The sequence below is a fragment of the Demequina sp. NBRC 110053 genome (assembly GCF_002090095.1).
Lineage (GTDB): Bacteria > Actinomycetota > Actinomycetes > Actinomycetales > Demequinaceae > Demequina.
Window position 1 is genome coordinate 1,524,570 of sequence record NZ_BBRJ01000002.1, and the last position, 23,807, is coordinate 1,548,376.

29 protein-coding genes and 2 tRNA genes are annotated in these 23,807 nt (G+C 69.9%); 23 read left to right on the forward strand and 8 right to left on the reverse strand.

The features are described 5' to 3' along the window. Positions 1-28 precede the first annotated feature (28 nt). The 7 genes from B7K22_RS07165 (at position 29) to B7K22_RS07190 (ending at position 5,433) form a co-directional block, all read left to right on the forward strand. Positions 29-1,648: a serine/threonine-protein kinase gene (locus B7K22_RS07165; RefSeq protein WP_084039259.1), complete on the forward strand. Its 1,620-nt coding sequence runs from the start codon at positions 29-31 to the stop codon at positions 1,646-1,648. Between the two features lie 155 nt (positions 1,649-1,803). After that, positions 1,804-2,334 (forward strand): DoxX family protein, encoded by a 531-nt coding sequence (locus B7K22_RS07170; RefSeq protein WP_144276279.1) that lies wholly within the window; start codon positions 1,804-1,806, stop codon positions 2,332-2,334. 4 nt (positions 2,335-2,338) lie between these two features. Continuing rightward, complete coding sequence (locus tag B7K22_RS07175; RefSeq protein ID WP_084039261.1) at positions 2,339-3,103, forward strand: thioredoxin domain-containing protein; 765 nt, start codon at positions 2,339-2,341, stop codon at positions 3,101-3,103. A gap of 113 nt (positions 3,104-3,216) precedes the next feature. Continuing rightward, positions 3,217-3,289 (forward strand) — tRNA-Thr (locus B7K22_RS07180). Between the two features lie 328 nt (positions 3,290-3,617). Continuing rightward, on the forward strand, positions 3,618-4,010 hold the full coding sequence (locus B7K22_RS12075) for a hypothetical protein (RefSeq protein ID WP_159448799.1): 393 nt from the start codon (positions 3,618-3,620) through the stop codon (positions 4,008-4,010). 29 nt (positions 4,011-4,039) lie between these two features. Continuing rightward, positions 4,040-4,624 carry a signal peptidase I gene (locus tag B7K22_RS07185; RefSeq protein ID WP_159448800.1) on the forward strand — a complete coding sequence of 195 codons (585 nt, stop codon included), beginning with the start codon at positions 4,040-4,042 and terminating at the stop codon, positions 4,622-4,624. A 29-nt stretch (positions 4,625-4,653) separates the two neighbouring features. Beyond that, positions 4,654-5,433 carry a hypothetical protein gene (locus tag B7K22_RS07190; RefSeq protein ID WP_084039263.1) on the forward strand — a complete coding sequence of 260 codons (780 nt, stop codon included), beginning with the start codon at positions 4,654-4,656 and terminating at the stop codon, positions 5,431-5,433. On the opposite strand, the gene B7K22_RS07195 is transcribed toward B7K22_RS07190, so the two are convergent. Beyond that, positions 5,395-6,111, reverse strand: a complete 717-nt coding sequence (locus B7K22_RS07195) for a uracil-DNA glycosylase (protein ID WP_084039264.1) — start codon at positions 6,109-6,111, stop codon at positions 5,395-5,397. The genes B7K22_RS07190 and B7K22_RS07195 overlap by 39 nt on opposite strands. Positions 6,112-6,266: 155 nt before the next feature. On the opposite strand from B7K22_RS07195, the gene B7K22_RS07200 reads away from it, so the two are divergent. The 3 genes from B7K22_RS07200 (at position 6,267) to groL (ending at position 9,221) form a co-directional block, all read left to right on the forward strand. Beyond that, entirely contained in the window at positions 6,267-6,563 is a 297-nt protein-coding gene (locus B7K22_RS07200) for a DUF3263 domain-containing protein (RefSeq protein WP_084039265.1), read from the forward strand. A gap of 10 nt (positions 6,564-6,573) precedes the next feature. Then, positions 6,574-7,191, forward strand: coding sequence for a LytR C-terminal domain-containing protein (locus B7K22_RS07205; protein WP_084039266.1), 618 nt, complete (start codon positions 6,574-6,576; stop codon positions 7,189-7,191). A gap of 404 nt (positions 7,192-7,595) precedes the next feature. Continuing rightward, positions 7,596-9,221, forward strand: coding sequence for a chaperonin GroEL (gene groL, locus B7K22_RS07210; RefSeq protein ID WP_084039267.1), 1,626 nt, complete (start codon positions 7,596-7,598; stop codon positions 9,219-9,221). Between the two features lie 197 nt (positions 9,222-9,418). Here groL and B7K22_RS07215 read toward each other — a convergent pair whose 3' ends face one another. The 3 genes from B7K22_RS07215 to B7K22_RS07225 form a co-directional block, all read right to left on the reverse strand. Further along, positions 9,419-9,694, reverse strand: coding sequence for a DUF4031 domain-containing protein (locus B7K22_RS07215; protein ID WP_084039861.1), 276 nt, complete (start codon positions 9,692-9,694; stop codon positions 9,419-9,421). 108 nt (positions 9,695-9,802) lie between these two features. Next, positions 9,803-10,096, reverse strand: coding sequence for a WXG100 family type VII secretion target (locus tag B7K22_RS07220; RefSeq protein ID WP_084039268.1), 294 nt, complete (start codon positions 10,094-10,096; stop codon positions 9,803-9,805). Between the two features lie 108 nt (positions 10,097-10,204). Beyond that, positions 10,205-10,930 (reverse strand): hypothetical protein, encoded by a 726-nt coding sequence (locus B7K22_RS07225; RefSeq protein WP_200807372.1) that lies wholly within the window; start codon positions 10,928-10,930, stop codon positions 10,205-10,207. Between the two features lie 179 nt (positions 10,931-11,109). Between B7K22_RS07225 and B7K22_RS07230 the strand changes: the two genes are divergently transcribed. Both B7K22_RS07230 and B7K22_RS07235 read left to right on the forward strand, forming a co-directional pair. After that, entirely contained in the window at positions 11,110-11,493 is a 384-nt protein-coding gene (locus tag B7K22_RS07230) for a cold-shock protein (RefSeq protein ID WP_084039270.1), read from the forward strand. Then, positions 11,493-12,515 (forward strand): DUF3027 domain-containing protein, encoded by a 1,023-nt coding sequence (locus tag B7K22_RS07235; protein ID WP_084039271.1) that lies wholly within the window; start codon positions 11,493-11,495, stop codon positions 12,513-12,515. The genes B7K22_RS07230 and B7K22_RS07235 overlap by 1 nt, the downstream gene beginning before the upstream one ends. A 45-nt stretch (positions 12,516-12,560) precedes the next feature. Here B7K22_RS07235 and B7K22_RS07240 read toward each other — a convergent pair whose 3' ends face one another. Further along, the gene (locus B7K22_RS07240) at positions 12,561-13,406 is read right to left on the reverse strand and encodes a CAP domain-containing protein (RefSeq protein ID WP_084039272.1); all 846 of its coding nucleotides are present in this window, start codon (positions 13,404-13,406) and stop codon (positions 12,561-12,563) included. Then, the gene (gene serC, locus B7K22_RS07245) at positions 13,403-14,527 is read right to left on the reverse strand and encodes a phosphoserine transaminase (RefSeq protein ID WP_084039863.1); all 1,125 of its coding nucleotides are present in this window, start codon (positions 14,525-14,527) and stop codon (positions 13,403-13,405) included. Before serC ends, B7K22_RS07240 begins: the two co-directional genes overlap by 4 nt. Before the next feature lie 41 nt (positions 14,528-14,568). Between serC and manA the strand changes: the two genes are divergently transcribed. The 6 genes from manA to B7K22_RS07275 all read left to right on the forward strand — a co-directional run bounded on the left by manA (position 14,569) and on the right by B7K22_RS07275 (position 20,062). Then, positions 14,569-15,702 (forward strand): mannose-6-phosphate isomerase, class I, encoded by a 1,134-nt coding sequence (gene manA, locus B7K22_RS07250; protein WP_084039273.1) that lies wholly within the window; start codon positions 14,569-14,571, stop codon positions 15,700-15,702. Between the two features lie 41 nt (positions 15,703-15,743). Next, a complete protein-coding gene (locus tag B7K22_RS07255; RefSeq protein WP_084039274.1) occupies positions 15,744-17,078 on the forward strand; it encodes a UDP-glucose/GDP-mannose dehydrogenase family protein in 1,335 nt (444 codons plus the stop codon). Further along, complete coding sequence (locus B7K22_RS12435) at positions 17,075-17,785, forward strand: iron dependent repressor, metal binding and dimerization domain protein (protein WP_084039275.1); 711 nt, start codon at positions 17,075-17,077, stop codon at positions 17,783-17,785. The genes B7K22_RS07255 and B7K22_RS12435 overlap by 4 nt, the downstream gene beginning before the upstream one ends. Positions 17,786-17,903: 118 nt before the next feature. After that, positions 17,904-18,665, forward strand: a complete 762-nt coding sequence (locus tag B7K22_RS12440) for a C40 family peptidase (protein WP_371327657.1) — start codon at positions 17,904-17,906, stop codon at positions 18,663-18,665. 268 nt (positions 18,666-18,933) lie between these two features. Next, a complete protein-coding gene (locus tag B7K22_RS07270; protein ID WP_084039277.1) occupies positions 18,934-19,917 on the forward strand; it encodes an aldo/keto reductase in 984 nt (327 codons plus the stop codon). A 69-nt stretch (positions 19,918-19,986) separates the two neighbouring features. Beyond that, positions 19,987-20,062: transfer RNA gene (locus tag B7K22_RS07275), tRNA-Arg, on the forward strand. A gap of 24 nt (positions 20,063-20,086) precedes the next feature. On the opposite strand, the gene B7K22_RS07280 is transcribed toward B7K22_RS07275, so the two are convergent. Then, positions 20,087-21,181: a site-specific integrase gene (locus B7K22_RS07280; RefSeq protein ID WP_084039278.1), complete on the reverse strand. Its 1,095-nt coding sequence runs from the start codon at positions 21,179-21,181 to the stop codon at positions 20,087-20,089. A 1-nt stretch (position 21,182) separates the two neighbouring features. Continuing rightward, entirely contained in the window at positions 21,183-21,692 is a 510-nt protein-coding gene (locus B7K22_RS07285; protein ID WP_144276281.1) for a hypothetical protein, read from the reverse strand. 152 nt (positions 21,693-21,844) lie between these two features. Between B7K22_RS07285 and B7K22_RS07290 the strand changes: the two genes are divergently transcribed. Genes B7K22_RS07290 through B7K22_RS11875 form a run of 5 tightly spaced genes read left to right on the forward strand, consistent with a single transcriptional unit; the run spans position 21,845 to position 23,799 of the window. After that, positions 21,845-22,027, forward strand: coding sequence for an AlpA family transcriptional regulator (locus tag B7K22_RS07290; protein WP_084039280.1), 183 nt, complete (start codon positions 21,845-21,847; stop codon positions 22,025-22,027). Between the two features lie 8 nt (positions 22,028-22,035). Further along, positions 22,036-22,335: a hypothetical protein gene (locus B7K22_RS12225; RefSeq protein WP_144276282.1), complete on the forward strand. Its 300-nt coding sequence runs from the start codon at positions 22,036-22,038 to the stop codon at positions 22,333-22,335. After that, positions 22,332-23,390: an AAA family ATPase gene (locus B7K22_RS07300; RefSeq protein ID WP_084039282.1), complete on the forward strand. Its 1,059-nt coding sequence runs from the start codon at positions 22,332-22,334 to the stop codon at positions 23,388-23,390. The genes B7K22_RS12225 and B7K22_RS07300 overlap by 4 nt, the downstream gene beginning before the upstream one ends. Continuing rightward, a complete protein-coding gene (locus tag B7K22_RS12080; RefSeq protein WP_159448802.1) occupies positions 23,390-23,542 on the forward strand; it encodes a hypothetical protein in 153 nt (50 codons plus the stop codon). Before B7K22_RS07300 ends, B7K22_RS12080 begins: the two co-directional genes overlap by 1 nt. Next, a complete protein-coding gene (locus tag B7K22_RS11875; RefSeq protein ID WP_144276284.1) occupies positions 23,539-23,799 on the forward strand; it encodes a hypothetical protein in 261 nt (86 codons plus the stop codon). Before B7K22_RS12080 ends, B7K22_RS11875 begins: the two co-directional genes overlap by 4 nt. The last annotated feature ends 8 nt before the right edge of the window (positions 23,800-23,807 follow it).

The window sequence follows — 23,807 nt, forward strand, 5'->3', positions numbered from 1 at the left end:
CCAACCGCGGTCGGGGTAGCGTGATGCCATGGCTGGCGTGACGCGCGAAGCGGGTGAGGACATCGGCGGGTACGTCGTCATCGAGACCTTGGGTCGGGGCGGCTCTGGCGCGGTGTACAAGGTCCGCGACGCCGGCGGCCACGAGGCCGCTCTCAAGCTGGTCGATGCCCGCCACGACCACGTCGCGGCGCAACGCCTCGAGCGCGAGGTGCACGCGTTGCAGGCCCTGCGGCACCCCGCGGTGCCGCGCATCCTCGACGCGGAGCTCGACGGCGACGAGACGTTCGTGGTGTTCGAGTACATCCCTGGGGTGAGCGTGTGGCAGCACGTCCAGGACCACGGCCCCCTCGTCGGAGAGGAGCTCGCGACCTTCGCCGAGCGGACTGCGTCCGCGCTGGAGGCAGCGCACCGGGCAGGCGTGGTGCACCGCGACGTCACCCCTTCCAACATCATGATGGGACCTGACGGACCGGTGCTGATCGACTTCGGTCTGTCGCACCGGGAGCAGGACCCCCGTCTGACCAGGGACGGACTCGTGTCCGGCACCGCCGGCTACGTCGCGCCAGAGGTCATCGACGGTGCCGTTCCCGGGCCCATCGCCGACTGCTGGTCGTGGGCGGCGACGGTCGCCTACGCGATGACGGGCAGGGCGCCGTTCGGTTCCGGCACCGGCGCGATCTCGAAGACCCTCGAGGCCGACGTCGACCTCCCGCGTGTTCCGGGCGCCGAGGCGCTGCAGGCGGCGCTCGGGCGCGACATCGGCGACCGCCCCTCCCCGTCCGAGGTGGTCGCGGCCATGCGCGGAGCCACCACGGTGATGGCGCGTTCGGACGGAGGCCTCGCGCCCACGGCCGTGATGACCGCATCGGCCGCGCACAGCGCATCCGCCGCGCAGAGCGGCATGGCCGTAGAAGGAGGCGCGGCCGTCGATCCGACCCTGATCTATGGCGATGACGAGCCGAGCGCGTCGACAGGCACCCCCGCATCGGTCCCGTCGCCGCCGCTGTCCGGCGACCCCATCGCGCTTGAGGACGCCGATGCGGGCACGCTGCCCATCGCGCGGGTCCGTCGCCACCACCTGATGGTGGCCACGTGGATGCTCGCCGTCGCCGGGGCGGCCGCACTCGCACCGTTCGTCGCGTTCTTCGTGCTGGTGGGCGGCGCAGTCGTGGTGCGGGCGGTGCAGCGACGCGCGCATGCGCTCCACCTTGCACGCCAGCGCAAGGGTCAGCGACGCGGGGACGCGGCGCTGCACACGCTCGGCCTGCCGTGGCACCTGCTGCGCGCGGCGGGCGAGACGGTGCCGGCCGCGCTGATCGCCGCTGGCCTGGGCGGCGCGACGGCGGCGGGCTCGTGGTGGCTCGTTTCCGCCGAGCACCTCGCGCCCGGCACCGATGCCGCTCAGGCGTGGGGTCATGCGATCGCGCTCGCGGCGGGAGGCGTCGTGGCCGCGCTCGCGCTGTGGTGGGGCCCCTGGATGGCGATGACCCGCGAAGGCGCGCACCGGGTCGCGGACGCCCTCGCGCCCACCCGCGGTGTCGCCGCGGCATGGGTCGTCGTGGCGCTCGCTGCCCTGGGCGTCATCGCGGTCGCGGTGTATCTCGGCGCGACGCCGTGGTCATGGCCGCTCCCTGAGCTTCCTGCGTAGCGAGCGGCCGGTCGCGGGCGCGAGGAGCTGTCCGCGTCAAGCGGTGGCGCGCACGGGAACCCGGGTCGGGTGCGGTACGTTGGCCCGGCAATGGCAAGAGCGCCAGGGGTGGGTCGCACCGCGCGATCGCACCCGGCGTGGAGGGATTCGACTTCATGGGCTTCAAGAGCCGCTTCGCGACAGTGCAGCCGTGGGTGAGCCTGCTGGTGCGCCTGTCGATGGCGATCATCCTGTTCGCAGCGGCGATCCCGAAGTTCGCCGACATCCAGCAGTCCGTCAGGGCCGTGCGCGCGTATCAGCTGCTTCCCGAGGCAGTGGTGCCGTTCGTCGGCACCATGCTGCCGTTCGTGGAGGTCATCCTGGGAGCGCTGCTGCTCGTGGGGGCCTTCACGCGCTGGGCAGCCGTCGTGTGGCTGGTGATGATGGCGGGATTCACGTTCGGCGTCATCTGGGCGTGGTCGACGGGACTCAACATCGACTGCGGCTGCTTCGGCGGCGGGGGAGAGGTCGCGGAGAGCGAGACCAACTACCCCATGCACCTGCTCGAGCGCGTGGGCTTCATCGCGTTGGGCACGTACCTGGCGATCTGGCCCCGCAGTCGGTTCTCGGCGGATGGCTGGCTCAGCGGCGGCGAGGCCGACCCCGAGGCGGACCTAGAATCTGTACCGAACGACGTGAGGAAGTAGCACCATGGCCAAGAACACCAGCGCCCCCAAGAACGCCAAGGCGGCCGCGGCTCGCGCCCAGGCGCAGAAGAACGTGAAGTCGCAGGAGCGCCGCACGACGCTCGGCATCATCATCGGGGTCGCCATCGCGATCGTGGTGTTCGGCGGCATCGTGCTGTTCATCGTGCAGTCGTCCCAGGTGCCCGGCCTCGACTCGGCGGACGCCGTGGCCCCGGCCGGGGCCGATGAGACCGGCGGCATCCCGATCGGCGCTGACGGTGCCGCGGGCGGCGCGGTTCCCGCAGACGCCCCGAGGCTCGACATCTATGAGGACTTCAACTGCGTGCACTGCGCGAGCTTCGAGGCGACCAACGGCGCGGACATCGAGGCGATGGCCGAGGCCGAGGAGGCGGCGATCTGGGTGCACCCCATCGCATTCCTGGGCGACTACTCGACGCGCGCGGCGAACGCCGCAGCGACCGTCGCGGACGCCGAGCCGGAGGCCTACCTCGACTTCACCTCCGCGCTGTTCGCCAGCCGTCCCGAGTCGGGCGGCCTCACCGACGACCAGATCGAGCAGGTCGCGGTGGACGCCGGCGTCTCTGCCGACGTGGCCGCCACGTTCACCGACGGCACGTTCACGAAGTGGGTCCTCGCGGCCACCGACCAGGCCAGCCAGGACGGCGTCACCGGCACGCCGTCGCTGATGCTCGACCGCGAGCTGCTGACGCAGGAGGACGTGCTGTACACCCAGCCGGGCGCTCTGCGAACGTTCATCCAGGAGCAGTAGCCGCGCAAGCGCTGGGAGCCCCGCCGCTGCTGCGGCGGGGCTCCCTGGCGTGTACGGCCGATGCGCAGGCTGGGTATCCTTCTGGGGCGGCCCCTGTCTCCCGAGGGTCAGACGCTGGCATGGCGCAATTGGTAGCGCACCGTACTTGTAATACGGGGGTTGCGGGTTCGAGTCCCGCTGCCAGCTCCCTTGAGCCCCGCGGCGCGCACGCACCCGTCCATCCCACTGGTGCGGGACCAGGGTCCCGGGTGTGATCCTCGTCACCGCGCGAGACTTGAGGTCATGGGACCGCGTAGGATTCCGTCGTTCCAGGTAAGCAGCGGGTTCGCGCGAGGATCGAAACGTTCTCGATACCTGGAACCAGAAACCGCGTCATCACCGTCTCGATGCCGCGTCCCATCCTCCGTGGCAGCGCCGGCGTCAGCCTGCCGGGCCCACAGCACGATGGCAACCCGTTCCAGGTGTCTCGAATTCGTCGAGCCCGGACGCATGTAGAACAGAGGAAAGAAATACGATGGCTCAGAAGAACAACACCCGCAAGCACGCGGCGATCGCACTCGGCATCATCGGCATCGCCGGCCTGTCGCTGGCGTCGGCCGCGACGCTCGGCGTCACCGAGGACTCGCCGCTCGTCGGCGTCAGCACCGGGGCCGAGTGCGACGACTCCGTCAACGTCGCCTACACGACCGCGTACGGCGCGACCGGCTTCTCGACGACCGGCATCAAGCTCTCCGGCGTCGACGCCGCGTGCAGCGGCAAGGCCGTCACGGTCTACGTCCTGAACGGCTCGGGCAACCAGATCGGTTCCGCGACGGGCACCCTGAACGCCACCGGCTCGGTCACCCTGACGCCGGCGTCGCCGATCGTCTCCGAGCAGATCCGCCAGGCCGCGGTCGCGATCTCCTGACATCGCTTCACCCGTATCGACGACCCCCCGTGACCGCACTCTCCGAGCGCCGGACCGCCGGCGGCCTTCGTGGCCGCCGGTGGTCTCGCGTGCTCTCGAACGTGCTGGCATGGGGGCTCGTCGGGGTGCTGGCCTACTTCGTCTGGCCCAGCAGCCTTGGCGGCGGCACGACGGCCATCGTCGTCAATGGCGAGTCGATGGAGCCGACGTATCACACCGGCGACATCGTGATCGCGCGCTCCGGCGAACCAGCCGTAGGCGATGTCGTCGTCTACACCTCTGAGGAGCTGGGCGATGGCAAGATCGTCCACCGCGTGATCGGCGGCGACGCGCGCTCCGGCTGGGTGCTGCAGGGCGACAACAACGACTTCATCGACCCGATCGAGCCCGTGGGCGACGACGTGCTCGGCGTGGCCCGGGTGCACCTGCCGTCCATCGGCGCCTGGGCCGGCGCCCTGCAGAGCCCGATCGTGTGGGGCAGCCTCCTGCTCGTCGCGCTCGCGCTGCTCATCTGGCCCTCGCGCCCGTGCCCCGAGACAGGCGACGCCGAGACACCGGCGCCGGAGTCCGCGGACTCCGCTCGACACGGCGACGCCTCGCGAGCCGGCTCATGAGTGAGCCCACGCCCCGTCGGACGCGCACCATGGCGGTGCTCTGCGCGGCTGTCGCCGCGATCGCGGCGCTCGTCGCGAGCTCCGTGACGCACGCCTCCGCAGCGACGCTGAACGTCTCCGGCTCGGGCATCGTGACCATGACCAATCAGGCCTGCACGACCGCGTCGCTGGCCGCCACGGCGCCCGCCGCCAGCGCCGCGCAGACCACCGTGCGACTCACGGGCGTGCCCGCGGCGTGCATCGGCACCAGCATCGATGTCGCCCTTCGTGCCTCCAACGGTGCGCGGCTGTCATCCGGCACTCTCACGCCGGCAGCTCAGGGTCAGAACGCTGTGCCGATGAGCAGCTATGACACGTCCGCCGTCGCGACGGTCGCCGTACTGCTGAACGGGTGGTGGGTGCCGGCGTCATGGACCGCGCCAGCGCCTCCAGCGGCCTACTCGTGCGTCAGCGTGAACGCTTCGCTGCAGCCCACCGGTGCCCCGTGCACGGTCAATCCCACCGGCCCGTTCGATTCCTACGGCTCCCCCGGGTCACGACAGGGCCACGGGACCTTCACCGTCACCACGACATCGGCGAACGCGATCGTGTCCCTGAACCTCAACGCGGCACCGTTGCCCTCCTGGGCGAAGGGTGCGGTCGGGACCAACGGCGACTGGATCAAGGTGCCCGGCTACTCGTGCTCGGAGCTGCCGGTGCTTCGGCTGTATGCCAATCCCTCGAACGGCGGGAAGGGCACGCCTGTCTACGTGAGCTTCGCCGAGAGCGCGTCAGCTGCGGTAGGCGGGCGGATCTGCCCCGCGCCCTGACGCGGGCTCGATGGGAGCGCCCCAGCGAATGGGTCGAGCCCCTTGCCTCTCGAGCAGCGCGTTGACCTGAGAGAACGGCCGCGACCCGAAGAATCCTCGTGAAGCGCTGAGGGGACTGGGGTGCGCGCTCGCGACGTACGGCACGTCGCCGAGCATCGGGATGAGCGACTGCGCGTCGCGGCCCCACAGGATTGCGACCAGTGGGCCGCCGCGCTCCACGAGCGTGCGGATGGCGTGCTCCGTGATCTCCTCCCAGCCCCGACCGCGATGGGAGGCCGGCGCGCCAGGGGTGACGGTCAGCACCCGGTTCAGCAGCATCACGCCCTGATCGGCCCAGTGGCTGAGATCGCCGTCGGCGAGCAGCTCGCCGGTGTCCTCCCGCAGCTCGCGCGCGATGTTGACCAGCGAGCGCGGCATCGGGTGTCCCGGCGGGACGGAGAAGCTCAGGCCCACCGGGTCGCCCGGAGTGGGGTAGGGGTCCTGCCCGACCACGAGCACGCGGACATCGGCCAGCGGGGCATGAAACGCTCGCAGGATCGCTGCGGAGGCGGGCAGGTAGCCGCGACCGGCAGCGATCTCCTCGCGGAGGAAGCCCCCGATCGAGGCGAGGCTCGGTGCCAACGGCGCGAGCGCATCGGCCCAATCGGTCGCCACCTGGGAGCGCCATGCATCCTCCATGCGGGTCACCCTAGCTGCCACCTTTGCGCCCTCGCCGGCGAGGCGTCTGCGAACGCCGGAGGGGCCGATGCGCTCGCTGCGAGGACGAATGACAGGCGTGTAGTTCGCGGGTAGGGTAGGCGCAGCAGGACGCGGCACTGGCACGAGGAGGAACGATGGGCGAAGCGGCACGCACCCTTGATGCGTCGACGGGTCTCGACCTGTCCGATCGTGACGCCGAGATCCTCCGGTTCGAGCGCCAGTGGTGGAAGTTCGCGGGCGCCAAGGAGGACGCGATCCGCGAGCTCTTCTCGATGTCCAGCACGCAGTACTACCAGGTGCTCGGCGCGCTGATCGACACGGAGGCGGCCCTGGTGTTCGACCCGATGCTCGTGAAGAGGCTGCGGCGCATGCGCTCCGCGCGCCAGCGCGGCAGGTCGGGTCGCGCCTTCGACGTGACCACCGTTCGCTAGAGTTCTGCCCGTGGCACAGGACTACCCGCGCGACGAGTTCGACGAGATGGCCGCCGAGGGCGGCCCCGTCGGCGTCCATCGGGCGCCGCGATCGTGGTGGACCCGGGTCCTCCCGCCACTCGTCGCACTGGTCGTCGGTGGCCTCGTCGCGTGGCTGATCGCGACCTGGCTGTGGAACTCGGGAGACACGCCCGCCGAGCCGCAGCCGACTCCGACCGTCACCGTCACACCCGACGCCGAGCCCACCACGTCTCCCGAGCCGTCCGCAGAGCCGAGCGTCGAGCCCTCCGAGGCCCCGAGCCCGGATCCGACGCCTACGGAGACCGCCGAGCCCGAGCCCGAGATCATCTACGACGCTCAGGTGCACGTGCGCAACGGCGCAGGCATCCAGGGCCTCGCCGGCGAGCAGGAGGCCATCCTCACGGAGGCCGGCTACACCAACACTGACGCGAACAACATCTCCGCGAGCCTGATCCCTGGTGACGAGAACGTGGTGCTGTACGACGGCGATCGCCTCGCGGACACGGCACAGGACGTCGCGGACCAGCTGGGCATCGATGCCGTCGAGGGCGGAGGCACGCCCGGCGGCGCCGAGATCGAGGTGCTGCTGGCCTCGGATCCCGGCTGATCGGGCTCGCTCGGCGCGGCGACGGACCGCCAGACAGTTTCGAACCTGCGCGCGGCGACACGCCGCCGCCACCGCCATCGCGGCCCCGTGCGAAGGGTGTCCGCTTCCGAGATGTTCGGGACTGTCGCGGCGAACAAGCTGGGGGCGTGACGCCGCCCGCCGTCCGCGCATCGGCGCTGCATGGGTAAGGGGCGCGGTCAGCGGACGGTGAAATCCCGGTGACACGGTTTGCACTCGCAGGTGGAGAGTGCCAGAATCGCATTTAGCACTCTCGTCATGAGAGTGCTAACCACCGGCTCGTCGAGCCGAGGTGACCGGACCGGGCGTGAAAGGAACGCGCGGCCTCGGCATCGTCCGTCGCGGGCGGCTCGACGCCACATTCATCGAAAGAGGAATAGACACCCATGGCAAAGCAGATTGCCTTCGATGAGGAGGCCCGTCGCGGTATGGAGCGGGGCATGAACGCCCTCGCGGACGCCGTCAAGGTCACCCTCGGCCCCAAGGGCCGCAACGTCGTGCTCGAGAAGAAGTGGGGCGCCCCCACGATCACCAACGACGGCGTCTCGATCGCCAAGGAGATCGAGCTGTCGGAGCCCTACGAGAAGATCGGCGCTGAGCTCGTCAAGGAGGTCGCCAAGAAGACCGACGACGTCGCTGGCGACGGCACCACCACCGCCACCGTTCTCGCCCAGGCGCTCGTCCGCGAGGGCCTGCGCAACGTCTCGGCCGGCGCCAACCCGATCGCCCTCAAGAAGGGAATCGAGAAGGCCGTCGAGGCCGTCACCGCCGAGCTGCTCAACTCCGCCAAGGAGATCGAGACCAAGGAGCAGATCGCCGCGACCGCTGGCATCTCCGCCGGCGACCCCGCCATCGGCGAGCTCATCGCCGAGGCGATGGACAAGGTCGGCAAGGAGGGCGTCATCACGGTCGAGGAGGCCTACCAGTTCGGCCTCGAGCTCGAACTGACCGAGGGCATGCGCTTCGACAAGGGCTACCTCAACCCCTACTTCGTCACGGACGCCGAGCGCCAGGAGGCCGTCCTCGAGGACGCGTACGTCCTGCTCGTCGAGTCGAAGATCTCGTCCCTCAAGGACCTGCTGCCCGTTCTCGAGAAGATCATGCAGGCCGGCAAGCCTCTGGCGATCGTCGCCGAGGACGTTGACGGCGAGGCCCTCGCGGCGCTCGTGGTCAACAAGCTGCGCGGCAACCTCAAGGTCGTCGCCGTCAAGGCACCCGGCTTCGGCGACCGCCGCAAGGCGATGCTGCAGGACATGGCGATCCTCACCGGTGGCCAGGTCATCTCCGAGTCGGTCGGCCTCTCGCTCGAGAACGCCGGTCTCGAGCTGCTCGGTCAGGCCCGCAAGGTGGTCGTCACCAAGGACGACACCACCATCGTGGACGGCGCCGGCGCCGAGGACCAGGTCGCTGGTCGCGTGAACCAGATCCGTGCCGAGATCGAGAACTCCGACTCGGACTACGACCGCGAGAAGCTCCAGGAGCGCCTCGCCAAGCTCGCCGGCGGCGTGGCCGTCATCAAGGCGGGCGCGGCCACCGAGGTCGAGCTCAAGGAGCGCAAGCACCGCATCGAGGACGCCGTTCGCAACGCGAAGGCCGCCGTCGAGGAGGGCATCGTCGCCGGTGGTGGCGTGGCCCTCATCCAGGCTGGCACCACGGCACTCGCCTCCCTCGAGCTCGAGGGTGACGAGGCCACGGGCGTGCGCATCGTCGAGTCCGCGATCACCGCGCCGCTGCGCCAGATCGCCGTCAACGCCGGCCTCGAGGGCGGCGTCGTCGTCGAGCGCGTCAAGGGCCTCGAGGTCGGTCACGGCCTCAACGCCGCGACCGGCGTCTACGAGGACCTGCTGGCAGCGGGCGTCAACGACCCCGTCAAGGTGACCCGTTCGGCGCTGCAGAACGCCGCATCCATCGCGGGCCTGTTCCTCACGACCGAGGCGGTCGTGGCGGACATCCCCGAGCCCGAGCCGGCGATGCCCGCCGGTGGTGGCGACATGGGCGGCATGGGCTTCTAAGCCACAGCCTCAACGCCACGAAGGCCCCCGGAGCTCGCGCTCCGGGGGCCTTCGTGCATCCTGGCGGCGCGCTTCCGCTCATCCGACGCCCATTGTGCGCGAGTGGGGCCCCACTCGCTCATGAGAAGGGGGCTGGTGAGCGAGAACCGACCACCAGGAGCCGGCAGGAGCGCCGATGCGCGGGCCGGCTCCGCCGGTCAGGCGCGGCCGTGACGCTCAGCGGCGGTGACGCGAAGCGGGGAGGCGCGCAGGCGGCGGATCAGCTCGCGAGTGCTCACGGGGCGCGCGCCCAGCGCGACGAGCGCGTCGTGGCGCTCGGCCGGGACGTCGTAGTGATCGAGGTCGAAGGCGCGAGCAGGAACGCCAGCGGACCGCGCGAGGGCGTGCAGCTCGTCGAGCGCTGCGTCCGAGACCAGATGGCTCCACGTGGTGCCGTGGCGGGGCCACAGCGGCGGATCGATGTACACCGTCACCATGCCGAGCGTACGCGCGCAGCCGACCCCGCATCGGCCGGGCTCCTAGGGCCGCGACGCAGCGACGGCAGGCGGGGCCGCCCCCAGCGCGGCCCCGCCCGAGCCCCGCTACCGCACCGTGAACAGGCGCGACGCGGTGTCCTCGGCGGTCTGGTACTCGCTCGCCGCCTGCGACAGCGCGACGGTGATCGAGTCCAGCGCGCTCTCGACCTGCGCCTGTGCGCCACGCCATTGGTCGAGCACGCCAGCGAAGGCGGTCGCCGCGGAGCCCTGCCACGTGCTCTCCAGGGCGGTGAGGTGGCCCAGCATCGCGCCCACCTCGGAGCGGATGGTGTCTGAAGAGCGGGCGGCGAGTGCCGAGGCGGATGCCACCTCTGCGGCGTCGACGTGATAGCGGGTCATCGGGGACTCCTTCCAGGTGAGCGGGCCGTGCCGCATCTGGCGCGAGCCGCACGCGGCGTCTGCCGCATGGCTCCGACGCTAGGTCGCCGCCGTGCTGCCCGGCAGGGGTCACTCGCCTTCTGTGGATAACTCTGTCGAGGCGTCGCCCGCGCGGGCGATGTCGCGCGTCAGGCGGGCGCGCTCGGCCGTGAGATTCTCGCGCGCCTGACGCTCCCATGGTGCGCCGAGCGGGCTCGTGTAGAGCCGGTCCCGCGACAGCAGCTTCTCGACGATCGAGCGGCGAGCCTCGAGATAGGCGGTCGTGGGGATGTGCGCGTACTCCTCCCGCACACGCTCCAGGTAGAGCCGGTAGCGCTGAGGGTCGGAAGCGAGGATGGCGAGGTCGGCGTCCGACAGGACTGCCGCGTCCACGCTCTCCGTGGGCGCCGCGTGGCGGGCGAGCCCCGCGACCATGGCGGCGACCCTGTCGACCGCCTCCTCGGGCAGCCCGAGCGCGGCGAGGTCCTCGCGCGCGACCTCCGCGCTCGCGGTCTCGTCCTCTCCGCCGCGGTGGGCGTACGCCGCGGACTCGTCAGCGTCGAAGATCGCTCCGTGGTACCAGGCGGCGAGGCGGACGGCATGGACGTCGTGCGCCTCCTGATGGAGCTCGTCCACATGCTGCAGCAAATCGACCAGATGCGACACATCGTGATAGCGCCGCTCCGGCTCGGACCAACGGTCGAGCAGTCGCCGTGCGGCCGCATCGATGGTCGCTGCTGGCGCGGTGGCGCCCGCGCCGGCGGCCGCACGCGCGAACGCAGGGATCAGCCACGCAGGAGCGGTGGACGGGGGCATGCGCACCTCGAGAGGATCGTCAGACGTGCCGGGACCCTTCCAGTCTGCTCCCGCGCAGGGCCGCGAGGCAAAATGGCGTGGCGGCAGGTGACGAAGTCCACCCGGCCTGGGTGAGCCCCATGAACGGTAGACTGAAGCGGCGCCGAATCCGCGGCGTCCAGGACTCACGCGAGGTAGATGTGCCCACCGGCAAAGTGAAGTGGTTCGACACCGACAAGGGGTTCGGCTTCATCGCCAGCGATGAAGGCGACGAGGTCTTCCTCCACGCATCGTCGCTGCCCGCCGGCATGTCGACGCTCAAGCCAGGTGCCCGCGTCGAGTTCTCCATCGCGGACGGCCGCCGCGGCCCATCGGCCATGGGCGTCTCCGTGCTCGACCCCGTCCAGACGGTCTCGCAGGGGATGCGCAAGAAGCCCGACGAGATGACGGTCATCGTCGAGGACCTCATCAAGATGCTCGACGGAGTGTCGACGTCGTTGCGTCGCGGCCGCTACCCCGACCACGCCAAGGGCCAGAAGGTGGCCGCGGTGCTGCGCGCGGTGGCGGACCAGTTGGAGGCGTAATGCCCGTCATGGATGCCGTGCTGGCGAAGGCGATCGACGTCGCTCGTGAAGCGGCGATCGAGGTCGCCGGCTCCGGCGACGCCGTCGGCGACCACCTCAGCGCGCACGGGGACAGCGACCGACTGCTGACTCATCTGTTCGCGTGCTCGTTGCCCGGCTACCGCGGCTGGGTGTGGTCGGTGACGCTCTCCCGTGCCCCTCGCGGCAAGGAGGCTGCTGTCTGCGAGGCGCACCTGGTCGCTGCTGACGATGCGCTGCTGTCCCCGCCGTGGGTGCCGTGGGCGGAGCGCGTGCAGCCGGGCGACATCAAGCCAGGCATGGCGGTGCCGCGGTTCGACCCTGACCCCCGGCTGGAGCCCGGCTACACCGTCACCGACAGCGACGAGCACGATGCCGTTGCCATCTGGGAGCTTGGTCTCGGGCGCGAGCGCGTGCTCGGCCCTCTGGGGCGAGACGAGGCGGCCGAGCGCTGGACTGCGCGCTCGCAGGAGTCCGGCTCGGCGTCGCGTGACTCGTCGACCCCGGTCGAGGCCGTCGGAGAGTTCGTCATCCCGCTTGCGGGATCCATGCGCCTGCACTTCGGAGTATGCGCGAACAAGTGGTGCCCGTTCGACGGGACCGTGGTGCCGCTCGATCACGCGTGCGACGGGCAGTCGCAGTCCACACCCGAGCGGTCCAGCTCCCTGTGGCCGGTCGACAACCCGGTGTTCGACACCGACGCTTCCGTGCCGCTGGACCTCAGGACGCCCGACGCGGGGGACGGCGGTGATGCGTCTGTCAACGGCGATGAGGCGCTGGCTGAGTCAGCAGACGAGGGCTCTACTGGCGCTGCGGTCGACGGCGCTGCGACGGAGGACGCCACGGCGACGGGTGACCCAGCGCCAACCGCCGAGCAGGCGGACCAGCAGGTGGGCGATCAGCCCGCTGGCGGAGAGCCTGAGGCGCAGGCCGCCGAGGAGCCCGAGCCTGCTGCGGCATCGACGGACGACGACGCATCCAGCGCGGCACCCGAGGTCCGCTGAGCCGAGTCGGCGCGCGCGAGCCGGGTGCGCTCGCCGAAGCGGTGGCTACCGGAAGTTCGCCGTCGTGTAGACGACGTTGCCGTTCGCGGTCGCCGCGGCCCCGGCACCCATCTGGGAGTACGACGGGTTCATGATGTTCATGCAATGGCCGTAGGACGCGATCCAGCCGGCGTGAGCCTTCGGGATTGCAGCTCCCATCGATGTGCCGGCGCTCGACCCGCTCATCGCGACGTTCTCGGCGCCGGGACGGTTGGGGTTGTGGGCGAGGGCGCTGCCATTGCCCTGGGTGTCCTTCGATGCCATCGATGACGACCACGATGCCGCGGCCGAGGCGAGCGATCCGCTCCACGACAGCGGCTTGGCGCCGATCTGTGCGCGCGCAGTGTTCGCCGCCGACAGCAGCGACTTGACGCTGCCCCCCGCAGCGCCGGAACCGGACGGCGCGGAGCAGTACTGCTCGGGGGTCTTGCTCGACGTCGACGTCTCGGAACGCGACGCCTTCGACCCGGACGCCTCGGACCCCGACGATGTCGCAGGCGAACCCGTGTCGGACCGAGCGGCCTTCGACGCCTCCGGCGCCGTGCCCACGGGGACGGGCTCGGGCTCGGGCGGCGGAGGGAGCGTGACCGTGATGGGCGAGACCTCCATCGCGAGGTTCACCTGGGTGGCCGAGCCGGGCGCGATCACCGGGGCGATGGTCGTCGCCATCGGCTCGAGGGGGCGGGCCGGCTCAGGGAGCGCGAGCGAGGTCTCCTCCGGCTCGGGCACGAGCGATGACGCGGCGAGCCCGGCGGTACCGGCGACGACGAGGGGCAGAGCTCCCAGCAGGATGACTCCGAGTGCGCGACGGCGTCGCCGCGGGATCTCGAGGACATCCTGCTGCTGGGTCATGTCACCAATCTCTCCACTAGCCAGTCGATGCAAGCAGTGAGCGCGGACACGTCGTCCGGATCCACGGCGGGGAACATCCCTACGCGAATCTGATTGCGGCCAAGCTTGCGGTACGGGTCGATGTCGACCACGCCGTTCGCCTTCAGATGCGATCGGATCTCGGTCGAGTCGAGCGGGTCGTGCAGGTCGACGGTAGCGACCACGGTTGACCGATTTGAATGAGATGTGACGAATGTCTCAGCGAAGGACGAGGCATCCGCCCAGGCGTAGATCCGGCGGGCGGACTCGTCGGCGCGGCCCGTGGCGAACGCCATCCCCCCGTTGTCGTTGAACCACCGGACCTGGGCGTCCATCATCACGAGCGTCGCGACCGCAGGCGTGTTGAGGGTCTGCTGCTGACGCGAGTTTGCCAGGGATGTCGCCAGATCCAGCGTGGGAGGGATCCACCGTCCAGACGAGGCGATGCGCTCGATGCGCTCGATCGCCGCAGGAGAGACCAGCGCGAACCACAGCCCTCCGTCGGACCCGAAGCTCTTCTGCGGAGAGAAGTAGTAGACGTCCGCCTGCGACGCGTCGAGCGCCAGGCCGCCCGCTGCCGAGGTGCCGTCGATCACAGTCAGCGCGCCAGCGTCGGCCACGACTCGCTCGACGGGCGCCATCGCCCCTGTCGACGTCTCGTTGTGCGGCCACGCGTAGACGTCGATGCCCTCTTGGGCCTCCGGCAGCGCCACGGCGCCCGGTTCGGCGGTTCGGATCACGGACGGCTCGAGAAACGGTGCAGTGTCGGTCACCGCCGCGAACTTCGCGCCGAACTCCCCGAACGCGCAGTGCTGAGCGCGGCTCTCGACGAGCGAGAACGCCGCGGCGTCCCAGAAGCTCGAGGCGCCGCCGTTTCCGAGGATCACCTCGTAGCCGTCCGGCAGGTCGTAGAAGGCGGCGAGCCCTTCCCGCACGGAGCGCACCACGTCCTTGACGGGCGCCTGGCGGTGCGACGTTCCCAGCACACCGGGCTGGGAGGCGACGAGCGCCTGGAGCTGCGCGTCGCGCACGCGCGACGGTCCCGACCCGAACCGCCCGTCGCGGGGCAGCAGGTCACGCGGGATGGAGAGCGGTTCGGCCATGGCCACAGCGTAGTGCTGAGGGGTGCTGGCACACTGTCGCCATGCACTTCCTCACCCCGGTCCTGCGTGACTACGCCTGGGGTACGTCACGGGACATCCCCGACCTGCTGGGAATCCGCCCGACGGGCGAGCCAGTCGCGGAGGCGTGGTGGGGAGCGCACACGAGCGCTCCTTCGCGGGTGCACTCCCACGACGGGCCGCTGCCGCTGAGCTCGCTCGTGGCACGTGAGCCTGTCGCGTGCCTAGGGGCCGATGCGGTGGCGAGGTGGGGAGCGAGGCTCCCCTTCCTCCTCAAGGTGCTGGCCATCGACAAGCCGCTGTCGATCCAGGTCCACCCCACGCTCGAGCAGGCGCGCGCGGGGTTCGAGCGCGAGCAGCGCGGGACGGGTGGGGCGGCTCATCACTTCCTCGACCCTTTCCACAAGCCGGAGATGGTCGTCGCGATCTCGCCGATGACGGTGCTCGTGGGCGTCCGCCAAATCGCTGCGCTCCGCGACGACCTGACCGCCATCGCGACCGAAGGCGCCGCGGTGCTGTCAGCGACGCTCGACTCGGGCGACCTGCACCACTTCATCCCGGCCGCGCTTGCGGGAGCGGCGGACTCGCGGACCCTGTCGCGGCTCGCAGAGGTGGGCGCGGGGGCGCCACCCGGCACGTCGCTGGGCGCGGCTGCGGCGGCGCTGCGGAGCTTCCCCGGCGATCCCGGCGCCATGATCGCGCTAGCGATGAACGTCGTCGAGCTCGAACCGGGGCAGGCCATCTTCACCGATGCCGGGGTGCTCCACAGCTACCAGTCGGGCATGGGGCTCGAGATCATGGCGAACTCGGACAACGTGGTGCGCGCAGGGCTGACGCACAAGCCGGTCGACGTCCCGCTGCTTCTCGACCTCGCCGACACCCAGCCGACCCTGCCCGCCCGGCCCGAGCGGCGCGAAGGCGAGGGGCGCGTCGACCTCACCACCTCCGCGGAGGAGTTCGCCCTCACCCTCGTGACGGCGAGCGCGACCGTGCCGGCCGGCTCGCGCATCGTCCTTGCCGTCCGCGGTGGTGCGACGATCACGGCCGGCGCCGCGACGATGACGCTCGCCCCGGGGCAGGCGGCATTCGTCCCCCACGCGCAGGGCGACGCGGAGATCGTGTCGACCGGGATGTGCGCGGTCGCGCGCGTGCCCTGACAGCGCGGTGCGGGCGAGTCGCAGCCGATAGTCTGAGCGGCATGGCTGAACGCATCTCCGTCTTCGGCACGGGGTATCTGGGTGCGACCCATGCGGCAGGGATGGCAGAGCTGGGTCACGAGGTCATCGGCGTCGACATCGATCCATCGAAGATCGAGCGGCTCGCTCGCGGCGAGGCCCCGTTCTTCGAGCCTGGCCTCCCGGAGCTGCTGAGCAAGCATGTCGAGTCGGGGAGGCTGCGCTTCACGACGGACGCCGCCACGGCGGCCGCGTTCGCCGATGTCCACTTCATCGCCGCTGGGACGCCGCAGGTGGAGAACGGCTACGGAGCGGACATGTCGCACGTCGACTCCGTGGTGGAGACGCTGGCGCCGATGCTCGACCGTCCCGCAGTGATCCTGGGCAAGTCGACTGTGCCCGTCGGCACGGCCCAGCGGCTCGCCGCCCGCGTGCGCGAGCTCGCGCCCGCAGGAGATCAGGTGCAGCTGGGCTGGAACCCGGAGTTCCTGCGGGAGGGACTGGCCGTCGAGGACACGCTCCGACCCGACCGGCTGGTGCTGGGAGTCGATCCTCACGACCCCGGTCGCGTCGAGGAGGTCGCTCGGCGCGTCTACGCGCAGGCTCTCGAGCGCGGCACCCCGTTCGTGGTGACTGACCTCGCGACCTCCGAGCTGGTGAAGGTGTCGGCCAACGCCTTCCTCGCGACCAAGGTCTCCTTCATCAACGCCATCGCCGAGGTGTGCGAGGCGACGGGCGCGGACGTCAAGGACCTTGCCGACGCGATCGGATACGACGAGCGCATCGGTCGGAAGTTCCTCGGTGCTGGCCTCGGCTTCGGCGGCGGCTGCCTTCCCAAGGACATCCGGGCGTTCATGGCGCGCGCGGGCGAGCTGGGCGTCGACCAGGCGCTGACGTTCCTTCGTGAGGTCGACACCGTCAACCTGCGCCGTCGCCAGCACGTCGTGAACCTCGCAGCCGCGCAGGTGGGAGGGCGTCTCAACGGCGCCCGCATCGCGGTGCTCGGCGCCGCGTTCAAGCCCGACAGCGATGACGTGCGCGACTCGCCCGCACTCGATGTCGCTGGCACTCTTCACCTGAAGGGCGCGCAGGTGCGTGTCCACGACCCCCAGGCGATGGACAGCGCCGCGCGCGTCTGGCCCACACTCGACTTCGTGCCCACCCCCGACGACGCGATGCGTGACGCCGACCTCGTCATCGTCGCGACCGAGTGGACGGTCTTTCGCGAGCTCGACCCCGACCACGTGGGCAGGCTCGTCGCGCACAAGCGCATCATCGATGCGCGCAACTGCTTGCCCGAACGTGCCTGGATCGACGCGGGATGGGCGTACCGAGGGATGGGACGGCACAGCGCATGAGCGACCTTGTCGACACGACCGAGATGTACCTGCGGACCATCTACGAGCTGATCGAGGACGGCGTGGTGCCCATGCGCGCGCGGATCGCCGAGCAGCTCGGCCACTCCGGGCCCACGGTGTCGCAGACCATCGCGCGCATGGAGCGTGACGGCCTCGTGCGCCTCGCACAGGACCGGCACCTCGAGCTCACCGACGAGGGCGAGGCGACGGCGCTGCGCGTGATGCGCAAGCATCGTCTCGCCGAACGGCTCCTCGTGGACGTCATCGGCCTCGAGCTGCCGTACGTGCACGACGAGGCGTGCCGCTGGGAGCACGTGATGAGCGAGCGCGTCGAGCGGCGGCTGCTCGAGCTGCTCCACGAGCCGCGTCGCTCCCCGTATGGCAACCCGATCCCCGCGCTGGACGAGCTCGGGCTCTCCGACGATGACACGTCCGAGGCGACCCTGATCTCTCTCGAGCAGGCGGCCGACGAGGGTGTGAGCAAGGTCACCCTGGTGCGCATCGGGGAGAACCCCCAGGCGGCATCAGGGTTCCTTGAGGCAGCCGTCTCGGCAGGCGTCGTACCAGGAGCGACGGTGACCGTGAGCGTCGAGGGCGGGCGCATCGCCGCAAGCACCGGCGAGCAGGGCGTGTCGATGACGCGAGAGGCCGCTCGACACCTCTTCGGAACCCCCGACTTGGAGATTCATCACGAATTGGTAACATAGGCGATCAGACACACCAGAGGAAGACCACCTCGCCGGTCTCTCGTACGCAGCTGGGGAAGGCTGCATCGTCCGAGAGGCCATGGAACATCGACGCACTGGATGGCGGTGCGGAAGGAACGTGGCATTGAAGTACGGATACATGCGTGCCAGGACGCGCGCGGTGGCGGCTACGGCCGGCGCAGCACTCGTCGTGGTACCTCTCACGGGAGCCGCTGCGGCCGCTCTCGTCTCGCAGGACCTGACCACCGACGGCACCGTCGACCCCGACACCCTCGCGATCGCGACGGTGTCTGACGATGTCGCAGCCGTCGACGCCGGCGCCGCCGCCGCGACGGACCTCGCAGCGGTGACCGCGACCGTGACCGCCGACGACGAGGCTGCCTTCGACGTCGCGACGCCGGAGATCAAGGTGAAGGAGGACCCGCCGCCCCCGCCGCCGCCAGTGGCCGCGACCTCGACGGCATCGGACTCGGGCGACTCCGGGAACTCCGGCAGCTCCGGCACCAGCGCCCGGCCCGTGGCCCAGTCCGCGAACGTGAAGTCCGCGATCTCGGGCTCGGCGATCATCGCCGAGGCCGCCAAGTACGTGGGCGCGCCCTACGTCTCAGGCGGGTCGTCGCCAAGCGGCTTCGACTGCTCGGGCTTCGTGTCGTACGTCTACAAGCAGTTCGGCATCTCGCTGCCCCGGTCATCGGGCGCGTACTGGAACGTGGGCACTCGCGTGTCCTCCCCGCAGCCGGGCGACATCATCGTCACCCCCGGCCACGTGGGCCTGTACGCCGGTCCGAACCTGCAGATCGACGCGCCGACGCACGGCAAGACCCTGCAGTTCCGTGGGATCTGGCAGTCGAACCCCACCTACGTCCGCGTCACGGGCTAGCGCCCCGACGCCTCACGAGAGCCGCCGCCCCGCTGGGGTCGGCGGCTCGCGTGCGTCGAGTGCGCCCGATGCGCGAATGGGGTCCAACTAGTGCGTCAAATGCGCCTGACGCGCGAGTGGGGCCCCACTGGTGCATCAAGAGGGCACGATGCACCAGGAGCGACCACTCCGGCTTCCTGAAGCCGATGCGCGGGCTCGGCTGTCGTCTGCCGCCACGTTCGCGCTCTGCCCGCCGCGTCCCCAGGTGGGAAGGCTTAGGGTGGAAGGCATGCGTTCAACCTTCGTCCCGCGGCTCGGCCGCGACGTGTCCGTGATCGGCCAGGGCTGCTGGCAGCTGGGGGCCGACTGGTCCCACGTGGGCGACGACACCGCGCAGGAGATCCTCAGCGCGGCTGCCGACGCCGGCGTCACCTTCTTCGACAGCGCCGACGTCTACGGCGACGGCCGCTCGGAGCGCGCGCTGCGTGACTTCCTGGCGTCCCACGGCGCGACGGGCATCACCGTCGCCACCAAGATGGGTCGGCGTGCCGACCCGCACGTCGCCTCCGAGTACACCCTCGACAACTACCGCCGCTGGACCGACCGCTCGCGCGAGAACCTGGGCGTCGACACCCTTGAGCTGGTGCAGCTGCACTGCCCTCCCACGGAGGTCCTGGAGGATCCGCGCACCTACGACCACCTGAGGACCTTGCGGGACGAGGGGCGCATCGCGCACTTCGGGGTGTCGGTGGAGACCTGCGACGAGGCGCTCGCCGCGTTGCGCGACCCCGATGTCGCAACGGTCCAGATCATCCTCAACGTGTTCCGCCGCAAGCCGCTCGAGCAGGTGGTGGGCGCCGCGCATGAGGCGGGCGTGGGCATCATCGCGCGCGTCCCCCTGGCCTCCGGACTGCTGTCGGGCAAGTACGACGAGTCCACGACGTTCGGCGAGGGCGACCACCGCAACTTCAACCGCCACGGCGAGGCCTTCGACGTGGGCGAGACGTTCTCGGGCGTGCCCTACGAGGTGGGGGTCGAGGCCGCTCGCGAGGTCGCCGCCCTCACGCCCGAGGGCTGGACGACGGCGCAGTTCGCGCTGGCCTGGATCTCCGCCGTCGGTGCTGCGACCATCATCCCTGGCGCCTCGCGGCCCGAGCAGGCGCGCGCCAACGCCGCCGCAGCTGACCTGCCGTCGATCGACGACGAGACGCTCGCCGCCCTGGCCGCCATCTACAACGACAGGATCCGCGAGCACGTCCACGCGCGCTGGTGAGGTGACGGGCGCATCGGCCGCCATGACGAGGCCGATGCGCAGGTGAGGGTACTCTCGTAGGTGCCCCACGCGCCTGTAGCTCAGGGGATAGAGCACCGCTCTCCTAAAGCGGGTGTCGCGCGTTCGAATCGCGCCAGGCGCACCACGAAGGTGCTGGTAGACGCGTTGGTCATTGCGCACGACCGAACGAGACCGGTTCACCAGTCCGCAAATAGTCCGCACGAGCCCGCTCCCGCGCCGAGTCGAGCGCGCCGGCCACGGCATCGAGATCCTCGTCGAACAGGTCCGAGTACACGTCGAGAGTCGTCGAGGCCTTCTCATGCCCGAGCATCCGCTGCAAGGCCAAGACGTTCGCACCGTTGCTCACGGCCAGGCTCGCCGCGGTGTGGCGCAGCTCGTGCGGCGTGAGGCCCTCGAGCCCGCAGGAAGCAGCCGCGAGGTCGAACCAGCCACGGCGTGCGTTGCGCACTCGAAGCGGTGTTCCCTGGCCCGTCGTGAACACCAGATCGCCCGACCCCTTGTCGGCCACTCGCGCCGCGAGATCGTTCGTCAGGAACGCCGGGAACGGCACTGCGCGCCGCTGGTGGTCTTTGGGCGCCGACCACGTGAGCGTGCCGTTCACCTCTGTGACTGACTCCTCGATCAGCACACGCCGCTTGAGCATGTTCACGCGCCCGACGCGCAGCGCAGCCATCTCGCCCCACCGAAGTCCGGTGTACGCGAGGAAGTGCACCACGTCGCCCCACTCGTCACACGCTTCGGCTAGGGCCTCGACCTCGAGTGCCGTCAAATACTTGCGTGGCACGAGGCGCTGACGCGGCAGCCGCAGGTCGGTGAGCGGGCTGACCTTGAGGCCGAGCGAGACGATGCCAGTAAACACTCCTGCGATCTTGCGAACGGTGCCGCCAGCGAGCCCCGACGCCGCGAGCTCATTCACCCACTTCTGAGCGTCCTCGAGCGTCACTCGGTTGAGCGGCACCGCTCCCCAGCGGGGCAGCACGTGTACGTCAAGGATGCTGCGCATGCGCGCGGCAGTCGACGCCGACCATTCCGGATGTGCGGCCCACACCTCGGCAGCGCTCGCCACGGTCTTACGCGCATCTTTGGGGTCGACGTAGGTGCCGGTCGCCACTGCGGTCGTCACGCCGTCGAGCCACGCCTGAGCATCGACCTTGCGGGCGAAGTGGCGCGAGTGCTCCTTGCCGCTGGCGTCCCGGTAGCGGGCTCGCCACTTGCCGTGTGGACGCTTCTTCACTGATGCCATTTCAAGCCTTCTTCTGTCCGCGCTTTGTTGGTGGAAGGTAGCCCCTTTTCCGAGCGCGCGAGACGTACTCAGCTGCCGTTCGCTGGCGCACCTGAAAGTAGTGCTCCACGGCCTTGTTGGGATGCCGGTCGATGTTTTCCCGGTAGACCCGGGCGACCTCGCGAAGAAGGGCATCGTTGATGTTGCGCGTTGCCGGGGATGTGCGCAGGCGGCTCGCGAACCGCAACGCGGCGTCGAAGTCAGGGGTATTCGCGTAGGGCGCGCGCACTTCCTTCGCGTCGCGATCGATGTAGAACGTGAACCCCGCGATGAAGTCCTCGAGCAGCGCCGAAATGGACACGTCGCGCAGGTCTTGCTGGATCACGCCGCGCTCGTCGTCGCCCGTGTCAAAGTGCAGCGCGGTGAGCTTCTGTCCGTGCTCACTTACCTCAACCCGGGCGTAGACGCGAGGCTCCCCAGGATTGGAAATCTCGATCTCGAGAGTGCGCGGGATCGAGTGATCGGAGAGCACGACGTGCTCGTCCGAAACGCGCAAGCGCACGGGAAGCCCGTCGAGAACTATCCACTCCGTACTGTTCCGCATGTTGCCAACTATGCACCCAACTATGCATCCTGTCAATGTGGCCACGCAGCGCCACCGACAACCACAGGGAGTTGAGCGGCATGACGAAGTACATGACCACCGAGGAAGTTGCGGAGTATTTGCGCACTTCCGTCGACACGGTGCGCTACTGGCACCACCGGGGCACTGGGCCGGCTTCCGTAAAGCTCGGGCGACGGCGGCTCTATGCAATCGAGGACGTTGAGGCGTGGATCGCGAAGCAGCGCGAGGCGGTGCCGGCCTGATGATGAGCATGGAAAAGCCCGCCCCTCGCGGCAACGAGGAACGGGCCGAGCAGATCAACCTCCAGGCGACTGCTGACCCCACACTACCGAGCCGCCGGGTCATCCGCGATGACCTCGAGCGCCAGAAGGTGTCCCATGCACTCGAGAGGATCATCGGTTCGCAGACCGCCCAGCGGGAACCCCGCCGTTCGTCGTACGGCATGACAGCACCACAGTTGCGGTCCTACGCCGCCGAGCTCATGTCGCACGGATGGCAGGCCTGGGAGTGCCGCGCGCGACTAATGGACCCTCGAGAGGTTGCCGCGTGACGACCGACTTACTCGCAGGCATCCGCACTGGCGACCAGCTCGACAGGATGCATTTTCCCCCGCTCGCGTGGGCCGTTCACGGCATCCTCCCGGAAGGGTTCGGGATCTTCACTGGTGCACCCAAGACCGGCAAGTCATGGGCGGCCTACGGGATCGCCCTCGCGGTCGCCAGTGGCAAGCCCGCTTTCGGGAAGATCGCCACGGGTCACCCGCGACCCGTCCTCATGCTCGCACTCGAGGACGGCGAGAAGCGCCTGCAGGCCCGAGCCCGCCACCTCCTCGACGAGGGGCAGCCGATCCCTGCGAACCTGCACTACCTGACCGTCGTGAACCCGCACGAGTGGGCAGACACGATCGCGGCCTGGCTCGAGGTGCACGGCGACCGCGACCCGCTGGTGGTGCTCGACACGCTCGGGAAGGTCATGCCGCCGTCGATGCCCGGCGAAGGTGCCTACAACCGCGACTATCGGATCGGGTCGAAGCTCAAGGCCCTTGCCGACGCCCACCCCGGCACCTGCCTGATTGTGGTGCACCACACGAACAAGCGCGCCGCAGGCGACGATTGGATGGACTCGACCAGCGGCACCAATGGTCTGAACGGTGCGGCCGACTTCACTGTCACGCTGACCCGGACGCGGGGCAGCACCGCCGGCACACTCAAGGTGACTGGGCGAGACGTTCCCGAATCCGAGTACGCCGTCACGAGCGATGACGGTCGATGGACGCTCGACGGGAACACCCTGGCCGATGCGGCCCGCGCGGCCTTCCAGCGCGGCACCACAGACGGTCTCGGGGATCGCTCCGCTGAGATCCTCGCCTACGTCGCTTCGCAGGCTGACCCTGTGAGCCCTAAGCAGGTCGACGATGCGCTCGACATCCCGGATGCGCGTGTGTACCTCAAGCGCCTTGCGGACAGTGGCCGTCTCGGTCGGGCGGGCCGTGGCCTGTACGTACCTGTAACAACCGTCACGGTGTCACTTTCCGATGAGGCACTACCCCTCGAAAGTAACGAAGTTACGGATGTAACACCGAGGCACCAGGGGGGCGACGAGTGATGGCCTCCGCGATCCAGATCCCGGGCGGTTGCCAGGACTGCGACGCCTTCCAGACCCTCGACGAGACGAGTCCCGGCATCTACGTGCTCGCGGTGCACCACGACGACACGTGCCCCCAACTGCGGGCGCAGATCCGAAAGGGGAACCGATGACCCGGCTGCGCGATGACCGCTACGGCTGGCCCAAGCGTGCACTCAAGGAGCGCAGACGCCGCCGACTCAAGTCCCAGGGGCAGCCCGACAAACCCGGCCCACGCGACTACGGCCTCGCGGGCGCTCAGTGGGAGATCGTGCGCGCCGTTCAGGCTCACCGAGAGCAGTACGGGCACATGACCTCACCGCCGCCCCCGCCGATCCTCGAGGCCCCACGCCTTGACCTGAACGGACGCCCTGCCCGCGGCAGGAACTGAAAGGAAAC

Bases quoted from the DNA above. Each gene is read 5' to 3' on its own strand.
- B7K22_RS07190 (WP_084039263.1), top strand. From the start codon at position 4,654: ATGGCGGTGCTCTGCGCGGCTGTCGCCGCGATCGCGGCGCTCGTCGCG.
- B7K22_RS07200 (WP_084039265.1), top strand. From the start codon at position 6,267: ATGGGCGAAGCGGCACGCACCCTTGATGCGTCGACGGGTCTCGACCTG.
- B7K22_RS12075 (WP_159448799.1), top strand. From the start codon at position 3,618: ATGGCTCAGAAGAACAACACCCGCAAGCACGCGGCGATCGCACTCGGC.
- B7K22_RS07175 (WP_084039261.1), top strand. From the start codon at position 2,339: ATGGCCAAGAACACCAGCGCCCCCAAGAACGCCAAGGCGGCCGCGGCT.
- B7K22_RS07240 (WP_084039272.1), bottom strand. From the start codon at position 13,406: ATGACCCAGCAGCAGGATGTCCTCGAGATCCCGCGGCGACGCCGTCGC.
- B7K22_RS12080 (WP_159448802.1), top strand. From the start codon at position 23,390: ATGGCCTCCGCGATCCAGATCCCGGGCGGTTGCCAGGACTGCGACGCC.
- groL (WP_084039267.1), top strand. From the start codon at position 7,596: ATGGCAAAGCAGATTGCCTTCGATGAGGAGGCCCGTCGCGGTATGGAG.
- B7K22_RS07195 (WP_084039264.1), bottom strand. From the start codon at position 6,111: ATGGAGGATGCATGGCGCTCCCAGGTGGCGACCGATTGGGCCGATGCG.
- B7K22_RS07220 (WP_084039268.1), bottom strand. From the start codon at position 10,096: ATGACCCGCTATCACGTCGACGCCGCAGAGGTGGCATCCGCCTCGGCA.
- B7K22_RS07280 (WP_084039278.1), bottom strand. From the start codon at position 21,181: ATGGCATCAGTGAAGAAGCGTCCACACGGCAAGTGGCGAGCCCGCTAC.
- B7K22_RS12225 (WP_144276282.1), top strand. From the start codon at position 22,036: ATGGAAAAGCCCGCCCCTCGCGGCAACGAGGAACGGGCCGAGCAGATC.
- serC (WP_084039863.1), bottom strand. From the start codon at position 14,527: ATGGCCGAACCGCTCTCCATCCCGCGTGACCTGCTGCCCCGCGACGGG.
- B7K22_RS07270 (WP_084039277.1), top strand. From the start codon at position 18,934: ATGCGTTCAACCTTCGTCCCGCGGCTCGGCCGCGACGTGTCCGTGATC.
- B7K22_RS07290 (WP_084039280.1), top strand. From the start codon at position 21,845: ATGACGAAGTACATGACCACCGAGGAAGTTGCGGAGTATTTGCGCACT.
- B7K22_RS11875 (WP_144276284.1), top strand. From the start codon at position 23,539: ATGACCCGGCTGCGCGATGACCGCTACGGCTGGCCCAAGCGTGCACTC.
- B7K22_RS07170 (WP_144276279.1), top strand. From the start codon at position 1,804: ATGGGCTTCAAGAGCCGCTTCGCGACAGTGCAGCCGTGGGTGAGCCTG.
- B7K22_RS12435 (WP_084039275.1), top strand. From the start codon at position 17,075: ATGAGCGACCTTGTCGACACGACCGAGATGTACCTGCGGACCATCTAC.
- B7K22_RS07225 (WP_200807372.1), bottom strand. From the start codon at position 10,930: ATGCCCCCGTCCACCGCTCCTGCGTGGCTGATCCCTGCGTTCGCGCGT.
- B7K22_RS07235 (WP_084039271.1), top strand. From the start codon at position 11,493: ATGCCCGTCATGGATGCCGTGCTGGCGAAGGCGATCGACGTCGCTCGT.
- manA (WP_084039273.1), top strand. From the start codon at position 14,569: ATGCACTTCCTCACCCCGGTCCTGCGTGACTACGCCTGGGGTACGTCA.
- B7K22_RS07165 (WP_084039259.1), top strand. From the start codon at position 29: ATGGCTGGCGTGACGCGCGAAGCGGGTGAGGACATCGGCGGGTACGTC.
- B7K22_RS07255 (WP_084039274.1), top strand. From the start codon at position 15,744: ATGGCTGAACGCATCTCCGTCTTCGGCACGGGGTATCTGGGTGCGACC.